Here is a 16,255-nt window from a genome sequence, read left to right as displayed (position 1 = left end):
TACTCAGTAACTAAGGTCAAAGCAGTAGCTGAATGGCAGTTGCTTCCCTAACGGTCGCACCAACCGATTCAGCCTTGCATGGGCTCACAAACGCCAAACCAGTTGGCTGGTTCGCGCCAAATCACGGCCTTAGTGGATAAGTGCGAACGAAAGTTGATTCTAATGAATCAACCTTCGTCCTTCTTATCCCAACTAGGCCGTCAAGGAGCTTTTTCCCCAACCTCCATTTTTGGGATTAAGCCTTGCAAAAGCAGTTTACCTACTTACCAAGATAATTACTCGAAGTCCCGAACCATTTTTCGTTAATTTTTTTAAGTTGGCCGTTTCTTTGTAATCGTCCAAGGCCTTGATCGATCTTCTTCTTTAAGGTCTTATCCCCTTTCCTTAAACCAACGGCAAAATCATCCACTTCAAAGTTAGGATTAACAATGACTCTAAAGTCTTTTCGATTTTTCTGGTGCCGAATATAGTATTCTGCATAAACTTTATCCATCAAAAGCCCTTGAATCCGGTTAGCATTCAGATCAATAAAGGCATTTGGAAAGGTATCATACAGAACTGGCGTCTTTCCCTTAATAAAATTCTTTAATAATTTTGGTTGAGTATTTAACTCCGTTTGACCCGTCGAACCATTTTGAACCCCAAGGGTTTTTCCTTTCATATCAGCAAAGGTTTTAACCCCATAACTTTTCTTGGTAACTAAGACCTGTTGATTTTGGAGGTATGGTCGACTAAAAGCCACCTTTTTCGCTCGCTCTGGGGTAACTGAATAACCATTCCAAAGGAGATCAATGGTTCCATTGCGGAGTTCAGTTTCCTTCATTGACCAATCAATTGGTTGAAAATCAACTTTAATGCCATATTGCTTGAATACTGCACGAGCTAAATCAACATCATATCCCACAAGCTTACCACTTTTTTCCCGAAAGCCCATTGGAACAAAACTATCATCTAACCCTATTACAACTTTCTTTTGCCGCTCGATCTTTGACCAAGTATCCTGACTGTTTGCCCGTTGAACAACCGACTGACAACCAGCTAAGAAGATTACTGGAAGACAAAGAACGGCCAAAATTAGTAATTTAAACCGTTTCATCCTTAGCTTACCCCTTTTGATCTAATGCTGTAACCTTTAACAACTTATCCGCAATCTTTTCAGCAAAGTCCATATCGTGGGTAACTACTAGTTGAGTCATTCCCTGCTCTTTCAACTTCAAAAGTAAATCAGCTACTTCGTCCCGTAATTGAGGATCGAGGGCACTTGTTGGTTCATCATAACAAAGAATCTTTGGTTTCATCGCCAAGGCCCGGGCAATGGCAACCCGTTGTTTTTGACCACCAGATAGCTGGTACGGATAAAGATCGCTCTTTCCCTCTAGACCAAGTTCGGCTAATAATTCGCGGCCTACTTTTTCGGCAACTTTTTTACTTTCCTTGAGGACCATTTCTGGTGCTAAGGTAACATTTTCTAAGACTGAAAGGTGTGGAAAAAGATTAAAATCTTGGAATACAACTCCCATCACCGCATCACTTGCTTCCATTCCTTGGGGATCAAAAACGGCACCATCAATTAAAAATTCACCGCTATCTGCACTTTCCAATCCGGTAATGCACCGCAATAAGGTCGTTTTCCCAGCTCCGGAGGGGCCAACAATACACAAAATTTGGCCATCATTAACTGTAAAATTAACCCCGTTTAAAATTTGACGGCTGCCAAAGCTTTTCTTTAAATTCTTTATCTCTAACATTTTGCTACCTCCCAATTATTTGTAGTATGAGTAGCGATTTTCAACCTTCCGTAATAAGAAAGTACAAATTCCAATTAAGATCAGGTAAATTACCCCAACCATTAATAATGGTACTAAAGTAACATCACGAGCTGTTGCCACATTTCCGGCCCGTAGAAGATCGCCAAGTCCAATTACATATACCAAAGATGAATCCTTAACCAAGTTAATAACTTCATTTCCAATTGAAGGAATTACAATTTTAACAACTTGTGGAATCACAATCTTGCGTAAAGTTTGGGAGTAGCTTAACCGTAGCACCTTAGCCCCTTCATATTGACCAGGATCAATTGATTGGAACCCACCCCGGAAAATTTCTGCAAAATAAGCGCCATAATTAAGAATAAAGGCAAAGACCGCTGCTTCATAACGTGGAAAAACAATCCCGATAATTGGTAAACCATAGAAGACAAAAATTAATTGCAAAAGCAGTGGCGTTCCCCGCATCAACCAAACGTAAAGATCTAAAATCCATTTTAGCGGTTTAAATTTACTAATCAAACCAATACTAACTAAGATCCCGAGTGGTAATGATCCAATTAAAGTCCAAAAGAATAATGATAAGGTCAGTTTCGTTCCATCAAGTAATGATGGTAAAATTTCCGAAATGTAATTTAACGACATATTTGCTCCTCCTCGTCTTATATTAATTTTGTTAAACGCGAAGCGGCGATCAGTGCTGAGAATTAAAAAGGCGCCCCCTGAGCACTTAGCCTCAGGGGACGCTTCACCGTGGTTCCACCCCATTTTACGGTCATCTCACGATCACCGCCTCATTAAGTTCAAAATTTTTATGGAATCAAAAAACGCCCCCCGGTCAATCTGACCAGAGGGCGTCTCCGCGGTTCCACCTCATCATTACCAACTTTTCACAAAGCTAGCCTCAGCGAGTTCAACTTTAAACTCTGTGCTGTAACGGGCTTCCCCGGATCACCTTTGAAGTGATCAACTCACAGTTGTGATTCAAAGTAACCGACTACCTCATCCCACCACCTGAGGTTCTCTGCTTAATCAGCTAACTTTTACTAGTCCTGCTCTTCGTCGCTTATTTAATTGTCACTATCTTAACGAGCTTTTTTTATTTTGTCAATCACTTTTGATTAAAAAAATATGAGAAAACTAATTTTCACCTTTCGTTGCCCACTTAAATACTGCACTAATTGGCCAGTATAACACCACAAAATAAACCAAATTTAAGGCTAAGGTTGGAGTTAAAACATCCACCACAAAGTCAACAATTGACATCGTTGTTACCCCAACAATGTTATAGGCCAAATAGTTTAAGAATTCAAAGGCTGCCACATCAATAAAGAAAATTAAAATGGACGTTAAAAATGATGGATTAAACGAATGTGCTAGTACTCGCGTTAACCAAACAATCAAGGGATACAAAAAAATAAATAGACCTAAAATTCCGGAATAGTAAACATCCGCAACCACTCCTGCAATTACCGCAAAGAATGTTAACGGAATTTGAATGTCTCCCTTAAAAAAGTAAGCCATCACAAACCACAAAAGGGTTAGTTGTGAAACCATCGCATAAGGATAACTAAAAAAGAAACTCGCAAAGATTTTACTTAATGATCCATCAAGGAAAAACATAATAAAGAGGCCGATTGGGAAAAGATATCGAAGCCGTGAAAGTCGATACATTAACTCGCCCCCTAATTATCCGTTTTGGCAATCGAGACGACGTTTAAATTATTAAAATCAGCTGATGGCTTAATGTAAACCTTTTGGGCAAGGCCATAGTCATCCTTACCAACTCGGCTAACTTTACCAACATACAGACCTTTAGGAGTAATTCCTCCCATCCCGTTAGTATAAACCTTCGTCCCTTTACTAATTGAGGCCTTAGTTGTCACCTGGCCCATGACTAATTCATTCGTTTCAGATTGATAACCAGTGATGACTCCGTTGACCGTCTTACCATTTTTTCCATTAATTTCAATTGCAAAGCGGTTAGCCGCCTCGCTAGTATCACTTAATAATTCAATCTTACTATTCGTCTTATTAACTTCCTCCACCCGGCCAATCAGGCTACCAGCGGACATTACCGGCATATTTTTCCGAATTCCACTTGATTGCCCCTTATTAACAACTAATTGTTGTTGCCATGCAGATGGCGAACGCGTAATTACAGCAGCCGTAATTAATTCATAATCAGTCATTGAATTTTTCATATTCAATTCAGCCTTTAACTGCTTATTTTCTTTCGCCAAAACTTGGTCCCGAACTTTTGTCTGAGCCACTTCGGCGACTTGTTGTTTCAATTCTTTATTTTCATGGTAGGTGTTCAATAAATCATTGTAGTTAGTAAATGCATTTTGAACGGCATTCGCTGGGGAAGCGATGACATCATTTCCAAAGCCAATGATATCATTTCCAAACTGTTGAATTAGCGGTAGGGTTAGCCGATTGTTACGCAGGGTAACGGAACCACCCATTAACCCAAAGGCTACCACCAAAGCAACCACAATCATAACCAACCGTCGATTTGAAAAAAATTTCCGCATGCTTTAATTCTCCACTCTCACCATTGTAGTTAAGTAGATATACGAAGAGGATGTGCGAAAGTAACTTTTCAACACATCCCCCACGGTAGCGACTTAATTAAACTGGCTACTTTTTCTTCTTCATCACATCAATGCTCTTGAGTGATTCACCAGTCCCAATTGCAACACAATCCAATGGATCATTAGCAATAAAAACTGGAACCTTAGTGGCGTCTGCAATCACTTCTGGTAAGTGTTTTAATAATGCTCCCCCACCAGTGAGTACAATCCCGTGATCAATTACGTCGGCTGCAATTTCAGGTGAGGTTTCTTCCAATGTTCCTTTAATTGCCGCAATAATTTCGCTAACAACATCTTGAAGGGCCGTTGAAACATCAACTGCGGAAACTTCCATCGTCTTTGGAAGACCAGTAACTAAATCCCGTCCCCGGACTTCAGTCGTCCCCATGTCTTGTGCTGCTTCAACCGAGGCAGAACCGATATCCCACTTCAACTTTTCAGCCGTCCGTTCACCAATCAAAAGATTCTTTTGTTGCCGAACGAACTGGATAATTGCATCATTCATCTTATCACCAGCCATTCGAATTGAACGACTAGAAACAATTCCACCTAAGGAGATGGTAGCGACGTCGGTTGTTCCACCACCGATATCAACGACCATACTCCCAGTTGGATCCATCACTGGCAGACCGGCCCCAATTGCTGCTGCAAATGGTTCTTCGATGACATAAGCATCCCGTGCACCAGCAACTCGCGTAGCATCGATCACGGCCCGCTTTTCCACTTCTGTAATCCCACTTGGTACACAAACCATGACATATGGCTTACCAGCGTTCTTACCAAGGGCTTTTTCCATATAGTACTTCATCATTGCAACTGTCGTATCGTAATCGGCAATCACCCCATCCTTCATTGGACGAATCGCCGTGATACTTGCTGGTGTCCGCCCAATCATGTCTCGTGCGGCTTCACCAACAGAAATTACATCATTGGTCTTTGTGTTCCGTGCTACCACTGAAGGTTCACGAAGAACAATCCCTTTACCGTCAATGTAAACAATCGTATTGGCAGTCCCGAGATCGATCCCAATGTTCTTAGTTCCGATTCCTAATGGCACTCTGTTTCTTCCCTTCAATAATTTTAAAATTTACTCTTTCAATAACGTTGATATTATACCATACCTAACGCAATTTAACAGTTTATAATCTTACACCAAATTGGCTTAGAAAGATACCCGTCAAGGGGAGGTTTAAACTTTCTTAGCATATATTTAATCATTATCTTAGTCATTGTTTGGTACGTTAAGAAACAATTCATTTTCACGCCAGGAAAAATAATCGGTATTTCCAACAATAATAAAATCTAACAACGGAATCCCAACTAACCGCCCCGCTGCTTCAATGCGTTGGCAAAACCTTTTATCTGCTTCAGAGGGTTTGGGTACCCCCGTTGGATGATTATGAGCAAGGATCATCCCGCTCGCACAATTTTGAATCCCAATCCGCAAGATTTGGTCAGGATAAAGTGCACATTCACTAGTCCCACCGGCAAATAAAATTTGAAAATGAATTATCTCGTTATGCACATCCGTACAAATCAAAGCAACTTGTTCTTGTTCACAACCGGCAAAATGATCGATTAAATCTGGTCCAATAATTTGACTTGAATAGGCTTGCCCCCAATATTCCCGAGGACTCTTAATAATTAATTGACCGGCTTCAATTGCTGATAACATTGGCGATAAATGCTCTAAATCATGACTTGCCAGGTCATTTTTCTTTTTTTTCGATAATTTTCGGTAAGCGGCTGGTGTGGGCACCTGTTTAATCCACCACTGATATAGTTCTGGTTGATCATACAATGCACCTTTAATCAATGATCGGTATTTTAATTCTGCTTCCGGTCGATCTAAACGTGAAATCATTTAAAATTCCCCCTTTACTATATATATACGTAAAAAAAGGGGGAAAATTAGTTAGCTTTCTAAAAAATTTCGAATTTCTGAAATAAAGTAAAGCGAACCAGTCATAATAATCACGTCATTAGCTGACATATCTTGAGTAATTTGGCTTAAACCAAGTTGCCAACTAGTGACTTCTTTAACCGGATAACGGGTATTAATTTGCTCAATCAAAACGCCTAAGTCCGCACTTGGCCGTTTTGCACTCGGCCCTTTAAACTGAGTTAAGTAGAAGTGAACATTAGGCAAACTTGCCAATTCCCCTAACATCAATTCAGCTTGTTTATCAGCAAGAATTCCAATCAACAAATAAATATCATAGTTGCTTAGATCATCTTGAATAGTTTTTGTTAAGGCCTGAATTCCGGGTAAATTATGGGCGCCATCCAAAAGCATTAATGGTTCATCGTTTACAACCTCTAAGCGTCCTGGCCAGGTAACTTTCGCTAGGGCGCTTTTTAAAACACTGGGTTGAACGGTCAGGTGTTGGCGTCTTAAAAAAGTTAGTACCAGCTGGATTGCAATTGCAGCATTAGTAATTTGATACTCCCCGGCGAGGTTAAGGCGAACTTGAAAATTATGAAGGTCCGGGCTGTTAAATTTAATATGGGCAAATAAAGCGCCTGGATTTAAATTTTCAACCGTAAAATCATTTCCTAAAGTGATCAATTGACTTTTTTTAACCTCTGCCGTTGCCTTCACAACCGCCATCGCTGCGGGAACAAGTTGCCCCACAATCGTTGGCCGCTGTTTTTTTATAATGCCCGCCTTGTGTTCGGCAATTGCCGTTAAAGTATCACCAAGGATAGCCATATGATCATAACCAACTGTTACAATTACTGCTACTTCAGGAACAATCACGTTCGTTGAATCCCATTTTCCGCCAATTCCGACTTCTAAGATCACCACATCAGGCTGAGAGGCTTGAAAGTATAACATGGCAACTGCCAGATCAATTTCGAATTCCGTAGGACCACCTTCCGACAGTTCTTGATCAAGTGCTTGAACAACTGGTTCAACTTGCTGAACAAACTTGACCAAATCAGTATCACTAATTGGTTGACCATCAATGGCAATTCGCTCATTAAAGCGCGTGATAAAAGGCGAAGTGAAAGTTCCCACCGTTAAGCCACTCGACGTTAACATTGCTTGGGTCATCGCAACCACGGACCCTTTCCCGTTAGTTCCAGTAATGTGTAAGTATTTTAATCCCTGCTCTGGATGGCCAAGACGGGCCAAAAAAAGTTTCATCCGTTCTAAAGTTGGCCGTTTTTTAAACCGTGGTCGTCCGTGGATAAAGGCTAAAGCTGATTTATAATCCGTTACCATTTTTACCCCCTATGTAGGAAAAGGCTAGGTTCGCTCATGGCGTTAACCTAGCCCCATAAATCTAATCGAAATTGCTTAGGCTTCCGTTAATGACGTTAACCGTTCTTTAGCTGCGGCCAACTTTTGTTGCCATTCCGTTGCCTTTTGCCGTTCTTCTTCAACCACCGCTGCCGGGGCATTTTGAACGAACTTTTCGTTACCAAGCTTCTTTTCGGAACGTTGAACTTCTTGTTCCAACTTCTTGATTTCCTTTTCAACCTTGGCTTTTTCTTCTTCTAAATCAACCAACTCAGCCATTGGAATGTAGACCGTTGCCCCAGCTAAGATTCCGGACATAGACAGTTTTGGCGCTTCAACCGCTTCATCAATCATTAACTCTGCTGGGTGGCAGAAGCGATCGATGTAGTCACGGTTGGTTTCAAAAATGTGCTTGATTTCAGCGTTATCAACCTTAATCAACATCTTGACTGGCTTGGACATTGGCGCCCCAGCATCATTTCTGATTTGCCGAACCGCCTTAATTAAAGCAATCAAATCACCCATCTTAGTTTCAGCTTCCGAATTTGCCAATTCCGGATGTTCAACTGGATATTGTGCTACCATGATGGACTTACCTTCATGGGGCATTGCTTGCCAAAGCTTTTCAGTTACAAATGGCATAATTGGGTGCATCAACTTCAATATTTGGTCAAGCACATAACCTAAGATATTCTTGGTATCTGCTTGTTCTTCAGCCGTCCCATTGTTCAACTTTTCCTTGGTCATTTCAATGTACCAGTCACAGAAATCGTTCCAAATAAAGTTATATAGGGCACGACCAGCTTCCCCAAATTCGAACTTTTCAAATTGAGCACTGACTTGTTTGATCGTGGCGTTTAACCGACTCAAAATCCATTGGTCAGCTAAATCCCATTTATCAGCATTTGGTAGTTGTGGCGCATCCATTTCTCCAAGATTCATGATAACGTATCGACTAGCGTTCCAAATCTTGTTGATAAAGTTCCAGGCTGCATCCATCTTCTTGTATGAGAAACGGATATCTTGCCCCGGCGTTGAGCCAGTAATTAAGAACCACCGTAAAGCATCAACCCCATACTTTTTAACCACGTCCATTGGGTCAATTCCGTTACCAAGAGACTTAGACATCTTTCGCCCTTGTTCATCCCGGATTAACCCGTGTAACAGAACGTGCTTAAATGGAGCTTTACCAGTAAATTCGAGGGATTGGAAGATCATCCGGGAAACCCAGAAAAAGATAATATCGTAACCCGTAACTAAAGTATTTGTTGGGAAGTAACGTTTGAAGTCTTCCGCGTCAGTATTCGGCCAGCCCATTGTCGAAAATGGCCACAAAGCACTGGAGAACCAGGTGTCCAGGACATCCTTATCTTGTTCCCAATTTTCAATATCCTTTGGGGCTTCCATGCCAACGTACATTTCACCAGTTTGCTTATTGTACCAAGCTGGGATCCGGTGTCCCCACCAGAGTTGTCGGGAAATTACCCAATCATGAACGTTTTCCATCCATTGGGTAAAGGTATGTTCAAACCGTTCTGGAACAAAGTCAACCCGGTCGTCTGTCTTTTGGTTTGCTAAAGCTTGTTCGGCTAATGGCTTCATCTTTACAAACCATTGAGTCGAAAGCCGAGCTTCAACTTGAACTCCCGTCCGTTCGGAATGGCCAACAGCGTGCACAATTGACTTTTCCCGAAGCAAGTAACCTTCGGCTTTTAGGTCAGCAACAATGGCTTTCCGCGCATCAAACCGATCCATTCCTTCGTACTTACCAGCATTTTCATTCATTGAAGCATCTTCATTCATGGTGTTCAATTCTGGTAAGTTGTGGCGTTTACCGACCTTGAAGTCGTTTGGATCGTGAGCTGGGGTGATCTTAACCATCCCCGTCCCAAAGTCAGGGGTAACGTAATCGTCAGCGATAATTTCAACTTCCCGGTTAACAAGTGGAACCATGACTTTCTTACCAACTAAGTCCTTGTAGCGTTCATCACTTGGGTTAACCGCGATTGCTTCATCCCCAAACATTGTTTCTGGCCGGGTCGTCGCAATTTCAATGTAATCCTTCCCGTTAAAGGTTGTGCCATCCGTAAATGGGTACTTAACGTAGTAGAAGGCCCCTTGATCATCCTTGTGAATAACTTCAATGTCAGAAAGTGCCGTCCGAGCCTGTGGATCCCAGTTAATAATGTAGGTTCCCCGGTAAATTAACCCTTTCTTGTAAAGATCAACAAAAACCTTGCGAACCGCCTTGTTTAGACCTTCGTCAAGGGTAAAGCGTTCCCGGTCATAATCAACGGAGATCCCCATCTTGGCCCATTGCTTATGGATGATATCACCGTATTCGTCCTTCCAGTCCCAGACTTGTTGAACAAACTTTTCCCGACCTAAATCGTACCGGGAAACCCCTTGTTTACGTAACCGGGCTTCAACCTTAGCTTGAGTTGCAATTCCGGCATGATCCATCCCTGGTAACCACAAAACATCATAACCTTGCATCCGCTTTTGCCGGATAATCATATCTTGCAAGGTCGTATCCCAGGCATGGCCTAAGTGCAACTTTCCAGTAACATTTGGCGGTGGAATAACAATTGAATATGGATGGGCTTTCTTGTCGCCGGAAGGCTTAAAGAAACCATTATCAATCCACCATTGGTAACGACCGGCTTCAACGCTTGCCGGATCGAACTTGGTTGGCATATCTTTTACCATGAAAAAGCTCCTTTCAAATAAAAAAAGCCCCGTCCTAAACATAGGACGAGACTACTCGCGGTACCACCTAATTTGAGGTAATAAAATTACCCCCACTTGACCATTTGATAACGGTAAATGAACCGAACCCCTCTACTTAAGTTCAAGGAATTTGCTCCCAAGCTACCTTCTTAACCGAACCTGGAGTTCTTCACACTAGCTAAACTCTCTCTTAGCAGGACAAGTTAAAAAGCTCTTGATCTTCGCATAACGTAGCTTTATAATACGCTCCCCAAAAAGAAGCGTCAAGTTAAAAAGATAAGTTGGTAAGCAAGCTTCTGACGGTGCTACGAGATAAAAAAGGAGAACATCCTTTTCCAATCTCAAAGAATTTAAAGTAACTTCTTTAACTCAGCAATTGCGGTGGCATAATCTGGTTCCATCACAATTTCTGGGCAAATTTCGCGGTAAGTAATCTTACCTTCAGCATCAACAACCCAAACCGAACGAGCCAAAATTCCTTCATCAGGAATCAACAATTTCATTGCGTAACCGAATGATTCTTCATGATCGGAAACCAATTGCATATTCTTAACCCCTTCAGCAGCACACCAATTTTGTTGTTCTTCAATGGTGTTAGTTGAAACAGTTAAAAAGTTAGCCTCTTTATACTTATCAACTTCTTCATTAAACTTCTTCGTTTGAATGCTACAAACAGATGTATTTATGTTCGGAATTACACTAATTAAAGTTGGCTTACCAAATAAAAAGCGGGTCTTAATCTTTTCGCCATCCTTATCAAAAACCTTGAAGTGTGGCAATTCTTCCCCAATCGCAGGTGGATTCCCAACTAAGCTCCGAACTTCACCGTTTAATGTAACTTCCACGATATTTGCCTCCTTTGAATTGCTGATAACTATTAATATGCAATTAGTATACCAAAGGATTTGGGAAAGCTAAAGCTGAAGGCTCATCGAATTATAAGAAAAGGCACCAAACTGATAATAAAATCAATTTAGTGCCTTTTAGAATTGGGTATACTGGGCTCGAACCAGTAAATTACGGATTCAGAGTCCGCTGCCTTACCAATTTGGCGAATACCCAAAATTATTAAACTTTAACAACGTAAGTTATTATAGCCAAGTCATTCTCCTTACGCAAGAGCCTTACTCGCTTTTTTTCAAAAAATTGTTACAATAAAAAAGAGACATTTCGAGAGGGAGAATGATTATGGCTAGCAATTCGGATTCGATCTATTACGTATTATCAAAATTAAAAAAACATCCCGAATTAATTATTTCGCAACATCCACAGTATTCTAATGCAATCGTGATTACCTTTAATGATCAAATGAAGGTTGCCGATAGTGAATTTTATTTTCCAAAAAACAAGCTTCTGGTAAATCGCTTAGCACCCAGTTTTGTTGCTAAAAACGGTGATCTGCTTGACTACTTTTTCCAATTAACTGGTCAAAGCAATCCCGGCTATCACGACGTTTGGGTTACCACGAGCCACGTTACGAAGGCACAACAATACTTAATTGATCTCTCGTATGAATAACCTTGACAATATTCGTTAAAAAGAGTAAACTACCATTTGTAAATTATTGCCCGTTGGTCAAATTGGTTAAGACGTCGCCCTCTCAAGGCGGAGTTACGGGTTCGATCCCCGTACGGGTGATTTATGGTAGTTTATATCGTTTTATTGCGATTTTAAATCGTTGATTTAAAGGATTTTTGAACATTACCGATCATTACCAATTTTAAATTTGATGTACAAATGTTGTACAAACTTGTAAAGCTCCCCAAATCTGGGGAGCTTTTTTGATCCTAAGGATTGCTAAAATATTTTTCTCAGAAAATACTAAATTGTAGTTTACTAAACTGTAATTTAGTAGTACTATATACATGTAAACAAATGAAGGAGGAAATTAATCATGATGAAGGAATTGAAAGGATCAGAAAAGCAGATCAAATTCGCAGGTGACATTAGGAACTACGTCATCTTCCAAATGGAAAAATTGGACAACGAATATCTCGCCAAGTTAGTTATTAACTTTGTATCTCGGACGAGCAAAGCAAAGTTGATTATCGACACCTTCGTAGATAGCTTCTACGAAAAGGACGTCCAAGAAACTGTTAAGATGGCCTTCCATTGGGTGGACGAAGGCGAAAAGTTCACTCAAGCGGAAATTAAGTCAAAGATTAAGACTACTCACGTGCTTGAAAAGTACAGTGACGTAGAATTTGACGACAAGGGAGCTGCTAAGAAGGCCCAAGCCACCAAGAAGATTGAACGCACCCTCAACTACATGGAAAACGATGTAGAAGAAGGCTACATCTCAAATCGCTCAAAGGACATTTACCACGAAGCTTTGGCTGATCTTCACCGCTACGGTGTAGACACTAGCGCATACGAAGCAAAGTATGATGAATTAGTAGCAAAGCTTGAAGCCCAAGAAGAAAGCAAGGAAGAAGAGGAACAAGAACAAGTAGAAGTACAAGAACAAGAAGAAACTGAAAGTGAGGAAGAAGCAGAAGAACAACCAATTGAAAAAGAAGTAGCAGAAAAGGAAGTAGTTACCCTAGACACAGATGAATTCATCCCACAAATTGGTCAAGTTGTGACTGACGAGGGAAAGCAATATAAGGTAATTCAAGTCTATAGAAAATTTGTGCCAGTGGAAGTGCTGGAAGACTTCGATGAACTTGACCTGGCCATGGATAATCCTAATGGCTATACCTACTACGAATATAAGGCAAAACTAATTAAGTAAATACAAGGAGGAAAACATTATGATTAAGCAAGACCAAGCTTACGCTACCAACAACTTGATGGAAACCTTTATCGGTAAGGACGGCAAGGAACACACCGTCTACCTCGCCGTGAAAGTAACGGTTTACGGGGTGGCCCCGCAACCAACTGCCGACTTTGACGTCGTCCTCGCTGATGATCTCGATATTGAATATGCCCGGTTCTTCTTAGACCCCGTATTCAACACCGCTGGTGAAGTCGTTGATAGCAAAGCTGAAAGTGCCGAACTGTACAGTGAAGTTAGGAAGGAAGAAGAAGGCTACCGCTTCTTCTTTGGAGTTGGCAACTCATATGTCGACAACTCCATCTGGTACGATGGTGACCAAGATACAGAAGAGATCGCCGAAGAGCTGGCATTAGGTGCCAGCGGTGAAGGCGACTGGGAAGAAGCATATGTAAACTTGACCGATGATCTAGACTTTATTCAAGAAGTTCTCGATCAACGGCAAGATGTCCCAGAAACGCCATTCTACACCGAAGGCGATGGCCGCTTTCTGGAAAAATAAAAAAGGCGCCAAGCAATGGCACCTTACCCCCACTGACGTAGGGAAGAATATAAAGGTTGCGTATTTCTGAAAACGCTATCCGCAACACCCCCACTAACGTGAGGAATTGGCTTAATTATAGAAACGATTGGAGGAAATGTCAATGATAATTAATGTTAAACTTATCGATTGGCTTTTGAATAACGATAACATCAGTGGATACCGTATATCAAAAGATTCTGGTATCTCTCAGCAATCGCTGAGTAAGTATCGCACTGGCGAAACAGAAGTCGAAGCTATGTCACTTAAGATAGCCAAGAAGTTGTCTAAGGTGGCTGAAATGTACTTTAATAATCAAATTGATAAGGCGGCTCACTTTATCAAAAGTGAAACTGCTGATGGTGTCATGCTTAGCGAGGTCTTCACCGTCAGCGAACTCCGCTCAATTATCAGAGAGGACCTTGAAGCAGAAGAAAGTGAGCGGACTCTCATCGGAGATGATGAGGATTTAAAGACAATCCTTGATGATTTAGAAACCTACGAAACTAAGTATGCCTACGTCCTTGAGACCGCTGATCCAGAAGTTAAATTGTATGTGGTACCTTTCGACTTTGACCACATGCAAGAATTAAGCTTCAAGTTTAGTAGTCGTCCGTCACTATGCAAGCTACTAAGTGACACTGCCGACTTACTACCAGATTTAAATTAAGCTCCTGCCCCGTGCCGGGGCTTTTTATGTAAAAAAACACCCCCACCGAAGTGAGGGTGCAAGACTATAGCACAGTTATTATATCAGAAGAATTAGTTATTTAAAAGACCCGTAGGCTTCCCGGGTAGTGGCGTTCCGGACCGCAATATAAGCATAGTTGCCATTGCCACGTGGTTGCCGGACGTAGACAAAGCCGTCATGGACGGAGTAAGCATCATACTTAATTACTAAGCCCGGCCCGGCATACATGACCGTAGTCGAGTACGGTTTAGCACCATAGCGGAGATGGAGCCAAGTGTTAGATGTAAAAGTTCCGTCTTCTTTGTGCCAAGTGTCGCCTAAACTATCCGTCCAGATCTTAGCAGTTGGTTGCTTGACGGGTTGGGTAACCTTGTCGGAAACTGTATTACCCTTGCTCTTATCGGCTACCCGTAAGACTTGACCCGGATAGATTACGTCATTGATTGACTTGCCGTTAAGTTGGGCTAAGGCCGTCATATCCATGCCGTGATCGTGGGCAATCTTCCACCAGCTGTCACCGCTCTTGACGGTGTAGTTATGCGTGTCTTGGTGGATTTGCTTCCCGGCTTGGACGGCTGGGGTCGTCGTCACTGGTTTTTGCGAGTTACCACCACGATAACCATTTTTGGTTATATCAACGCCACCTGGTGCCAAGGAGATATTACCGTCATAACCTCCTGCCCGGTAAGTCGATGTAAATTGGTAAATTGTGACGCCATCCATGCTTGGAAAGACACCCCAGTATGGTTGCGACCGAACGTTGTAATCTGGGTAAGCGGCAATCCACCCCGAATTAGGGAATTGCCTTATAACTTCTTGCCAATTGACATGCGCTAAAGTATAAGGCTTGTAAGAATAATACACTGGCGTATATCCAGCATCCTTGATTCTTTGCATCCCATGGATGATGTTGCGGGTGTTTGCTTCAATATCACCACTTGCCCCGGCTTCGTAATCAAGGGCAACGATTGAGCCTTTTGGCGTTTGAATCCGTGGTAGGAAGTAGTCCAGCATTTGGTCAGTCCAGTAAATGCTTGACCCGGTCTGATCCCATAAGTACGTGTGCATCCGCAAGCCGTTAGCAATCCCTGTCTTAACTTGATTTGCGTAGGTATCTTGCGTGTAAAGACGTGCACCATTAAACCCACCAATTTGAGCAATCCCGAACTCGTCTTGATTGTAAATCTTGGTAGCGACAAAGCCTTGATACTTTGACAAATCCACCCCATAGGAGCGCCCTTCGGCGAGCACGGTTTGTGGGTTTTCTCCAGTAGCACCGGCAACTAAAAAGGCACCTGCCATCGCAAGTGCCCCGTAAGTCATCGTCTTTTTAATTAATTCCTTTTTACTTGCTTTGATGATCTTCATCTCCTTTCGGTGCTTCGACTTCGCCGTTGCCTTCGATAAACCCGGCCACAGAAGCCAGTGCTAGCAGGGTGTTAATTGCCCCTACTAGTTGATCCCAGTGACCGTAGCTAAAGCCAAAAGCAAGCATTACTTGTTGTACTAAGACAATCAATAAAGTAATAAAGCTTGCTAATACCGTTTTATTAAGCGTTCCATCGGCATTTAGGAACTTCTTCTTTAAGCTAACCTTCATCGCTATCATCTCCAATACTCATCTTTGCCTTAATAACCGCAATATCCCGCTCGTTGTTGTCTAAGCGCTTCGAGTGGGCGTCAAGACGCTGTTTCGTGGTCTTCCGGTCGCTTTGCAACTGCTCCAGCGTCATATTGACCCGGATCATAGTTTCTTTCAGCCCCTCCAGCGCTTCTTTAAGTTCCGCAAACTCGGTCTTAGTGCTCTCGTGTGCCGTAATCTTCACCCCCGAGCGAATCCAAGTCGCCGCTAAAGCGATCAAACTGACGATTGCGAGCCAGTCTGACCACGCTAACCCCAGTGGACGTGGTGCCATCTACCAACCTCC

The 16,255-nt window shown here is 42.1% G+C and carries 17 protein-coding genes, 2 tRNA genes and 2 other annotated features; of the genes, 5 read left to right on the top strand and 14 right to left on the bottom strand.

The window, feature by feature from the left end; genetic code table 11:
- Positions 1 to 259 precede the first annotated feature (259 nt).
- The 11 genes from GTO83_RS03235 to GTO83_RS03185 all read right to left on the bottom strand — a co-directional run bounded on the left by GTO83_RS03235 (position 260) and on the right by GTO83_RS03185 (position 11,402).
- Positions 260 to 1,096 (bottom strand): amino acid ABC transporter substrate-binding protein, encoded by an 837-nt coding sequence (locus GTO83_RS03235; protein WP_180871702.1) that lies wholly within the window; start codon positions 1,094 to 1,096, stop codon positions 260 to 262.
- Between the two features lie 7 nt (positions 1,097 to 1,103).
- Positions 1,104 to 1,748, bottom strand: coding sequence for an amino acid ABC transporter ATP-binding protein (locus tag GTO83_RS03230; RefSeq protein WP_180871701.1), 645 nt, complete (start codon positions 1,746 to 1,748; stop codon positions 1,104 to 1,106).
- 15 nt (positions 1,749 to 1,763) lie between these two features.
- Entirely contained in the window at positions 1,764 to 2,411 is a 648-nt protein-coding gene (locus tag GTO83_RS03225) for an amino acid ABC transporter permease (RefSeq protein WP_180871700.1), read from the bottom strand.
- A gap of 91 nt (positions 2,412 to 2,502) precedes the next feature.
- Positions 2,503 to 2,835, bottom strand: a binding site (T-box leader).
- A 71-nt stretch (positions 2,836 to 2,906) separates the two neighbouring features.
- Entirely contained in the window at positions 2,907 to 3,440 is a 534-nt protein-coding gene (gene mreD, locus GTO83_RS03220; RefSeq protein WP_180871699.1) for a rod shape-determining protein MreD, read from the bottom strand.
- Between the two features lie 11 nt (positions 3,441 to 3,451).
- Positions 3,452 to 4,303 carry a rod shape-determining protein MreC gene (gene mreC, locus GTO83_RS03215; protein WP_180871698.1) on the bottom strand — a complete coding sequence of 284 codons (852 nt, stop codon included), beginning with the start codon at positions 4,301 to 4,303 and terminating at the stop codon, positions 3,452 to 3,454.
- 106 nt (positions 4,304 to 4,409) lie between these two features.
- Positions 4,410 to 5,420: a rod shape-determining protein gene (locus GTO83_RS03210; protein WP_180871697.1), complete on the bottom strand. Its 1,011-nt coding sequence runs from the start codon at positions 5,418 to 5,420 to the stop codon at positions 4,410 to 4,412.
- A 165-nt stretch (positions 5,421 to 5,585) separates the two neighbouring features.
- On the bottom strand, positions 5,586 to 6,227 hold the full coding sequence (locus GTO83_RS03205) for a JAB domain-containing protein (protein WP_180871696.1): 642 nt from the start codon (positions 6,225 to 6,227) through the stop codon (positions 5,586 to 5,588).
- Between the two features lie 51 nt (positions 6,228 to 6,278).
- On the bottom strand, positions 6,279 to 7,592 hold the full coding sequence (locus GTO83_RS03200) for a folylpolyglutamate synthase/dihydrofolate synthase family protein (protein WP_180871695.1): 1,314 nt from the start codon (positions 7,590 to 7,592) through the stop codon (positions 6,279 to 6,281).
- A gap of 75 nt (positions 7,593 to 7,667) precedes the next feature.
- On the bottom strand, positions 7,668 to 10,319 hold the full coding sequence (locus GTO83_RS03195; RefSeq protein ID WP_180871694.1) for a valine--tRNA ligase: 2,652 nt from the start codon (positions 10,317 to 10,319) through the stop codon (positions 7,668 to 7,670).
- A 38-nt stretch (positions 10,320 to 10,357) separates the two neighbouring features.
- Positions 10,358 to 10,571 (bottom strand) — a binding site (T-box leader).
- A gap of 119 nt (positions 10,572 to 10,690) precedes the next feature.
- Positions 10,691 to 11,185, bottom strand: coding sequence for a thiol peroxidase (gene tpx, locus GTO83_RS03190; protein ID WP_180871693.1), 495 nt, complete (start codon positions 11,183 to 11,185; stop codon positions 10,691 to 10,693).
- 144 nt (positions 11,186 to 11,329) lie between these two features.
- Positions 11,330 to 11,402: transfer RNA gene (locus GTO83_RS03185), tRNA-Gln, on the bottom strand.
- A 126-nt stretch (positions 11,403 to 11,528) separates the two neighbouring features.
- Here GTO83_RS03185 and GTO83_RS03180 point away from each other — a divergent pair.
- The 5 genes from GTO83_RS03180 (at position 11,529) to GTO83_RS03160 (ending at position 14,306) form a co-directional block, all read left to right on the top strand.
- Positions 11,529 to 11,858 (top strand): hypothetical protein, encoded by a 330-nt coding sequence (locus GTO83_RS03180; protein ID WP_180871692.1) that lies wholly within the window; start codon positions 11,529 to 11,531, stop codon positions 11,856 to 11,858.
- A gap of 47 nt (positions 11,859 to 11,905) precedes the next feature.
- A tRNA-Glu gene (locus GTO83_RS03175) sits at positions 11,906 to 11,978 on the top strand.
- 256 nt (positions 11,979 to 12,234) lie between these two features.
- On the top strand, positions 12,235 to 13,074 hold the full coding sequence (locus GTO83_RS03170) for a hypothetical protein (RefSeq protein ID WP_180871691.1): 840 nt from the start codon (positions 12,235 to 12,237) through the stop codon (positions 13,072 to 13,074).
- 19 nt (positions 13,075 to 13,093) lie between these two features.
- Positions 13,094 to 13,618, top strand: a complete 525-nt coding sequence (locus tag GTO83_RS03165; protein ID WP_180871690.1) for a hypothetical protein — start codon at positions 13,094 to 13,096, stop codon at positions 13,616 to 13,618.
- A gap of 277 nt (positions 13,619 to 13,895) precedes the next feature.
- Positions 13,896 to 14,306: a hypothetical protein gene (locus GTO83_RS03160; RefSeq protein WP_180871689.1), complete on the top strand. Its 411-nt coding sequence runs from the start codon at positions 13,896 to 13,898 to the stop codon at positions 14,304 to 14,306.
- Between the two features lie 96 nt (positions 14,307 to 14,402).
- Here GTO83_RS03160 and GTO83_RS03155 read toward each other — a convergent pair whose 3' ends face one another.
- From GTO83_RS03155 to GTO83_RS03145, 3 genes are read right to left on the bottom strand one after another with little or no spacing between them, the layout of a single operon-like run.
- A complete protein-coding gene (locus GTO83_RS03155; RefSeq protein ID WP_255463155.1) occupies positions 14,403 to 15,695 on the bottom strand; it encodes a GH25 family lysozyme in 1,293 nt (430 codons plus the stop codon).
- A complete protein-coding gene (locus GTO83_RS03150; protein WP_255463154.1) occupies positions 15,673 to 15,927 on the bottom strand; it encodes a hypothetical protein in 255 nt (84 codons plus the stop codon). Before GTO83_RS03150 ends, GTO83_RS03155 begins: the two co-directional genes overlap by 23 nt.
- A complete protein-coding gene (locus GTO83_RS03145; RefSeq protein ID WP_180871688.1) occupies positions 15,917 to 16,243 on the bottom strand; it encodes a hypothetical protein in 327 nt (108 codons plus the stop codon). The genes GTO83_RS03150 and GTO83_RS03145 overlap by 11 nt, the downstream gene beginning before the upstream one ends.
- Positions 16,244 to 16,255 lie beyond the last annotated feature (12 nt).

The organism is Lactobacillus sp. 3B(2020), assembly GCF_013487845.1.
Classification (GTDB): Bacteria; Bacillota; Bacilli; order Lactobacillales; family Lactobacillaceae; genus Limosilactobacillus; species Limosilactobacillus alvi.
The sequence above is the reverse complement of the archived record's forward strand: the minus strand, read 5'-3'. Positions and strand labels throughout refer to the sequence as shown.

Excerpts from the sequence above, each read along its gene's own strand:
- GTO83_RS03235 (WP_180871702.1), bottom strand. The coding sequence starts at position 1,096 with ATGAAACGGTTTAAATTACTAATTTTGGCCGTTCTTTGTCTTCCAGTA.
- GTO83_RS03230 (WP_180871701.1), bottom strand. The coding sequence starts at position 1,748 with ATGTTAGAGATAAAGAATTTAAAGAAAAGCTTTGGCAGCCGTCAAATT.
- GTO83_RS03225 (WP_180871700.1), bottom strand. The coding sequence starts at position 2,411 with ATGTCGTTAAATTACATTTCGGAAATTTTACCATCATTACTTGATGGA.
- mreD (WP_180871699.1), bottom strand. The coding sequence starts at position 3,440 with ATGTATCGACTTTCACGGCTTCGATATCTTTTCCCAATCGGCCTCTTT.
- mreC (WP_180871698.1), bottom strand. The coding sequence starts at position 4,303 with ATGCGGAAATTTTTTTCAAATCGACGGTTGGTTATGATTGTGGTTGCT.
- GTO83_RS03205 (WP_180871696.1), bottom strand. The coding sequence starts at position 6,227 with ATGATTTCACGTTTAGATCGACCGGAAGCAGAATTAAAATACCGATCA.
- GTO83_RS03200 (WP_180871695.1), bottom strand. The coding sequence starts at position 7,592 with ATGGTAACGGATTATAAATCAGCTTTAGCCTTTATCCACGGACGACCA.
- GTO83_RS03195 (WP_180871694.1), bottom strand. The coding sequence starts at position 10,319 with ATGGTAAAAGATATGCCAACCAAGTTCGATCCGGCAAGCGTTGAAGCC.
- GTO83_RS03180 (WP_180871692.1), top strand. The coding sequence starts at position 11,529 with ATGGCTAGCAATTCGGATTCGATCTATTACGTATTATCAAAATTAAAA.
- GTO83_RS03170 (WP_180871691.1), top strand. The coding sequence starts at position 12,235 with ATGATGAAGGAATTGAAAGGATCAGAAAAGCAGATCAAATTCGCAGGT.
- GTO83_RS03165 (WP_180871690.1), top strand. The coding sequence starts at position 13,094 with ATGATTAAGCAAGACCAAGCTTACGCTACCAACAACTTGATGGAAACC.
- GTO83_RS03160 (WP_180871689.1), top strand. The coding sequence starts at position 13,896 with ATGTCACTTAAGATAGCCAAGAAGTTGTCTAAGGTGGCTGAAATGTAC.
- GTO83_RS03155 (WP_255463155.1), bottom strand. The coding sequence starts at position 15,695 with ATGAAGATCATCAAAGCAAGTAAAAAGGAATTAATTAAAAAGACGATG.
- GTO83_RS03150 (WP_255463154.1), bottom strand. The coding sequence starts at position 15,927 with ATGAAGGTTAGCTTAAAGAAGAAGTTCCTAAATGCCGATGGAACGCTT.
- GTO83_RS03145 (WP_180871688.1), bottom strand. The coding sequence starts at position 16,243 with ATGGCACCACGTCCACTGGGGTTAGCGTGGTCAGACTGGCTCGCAATC.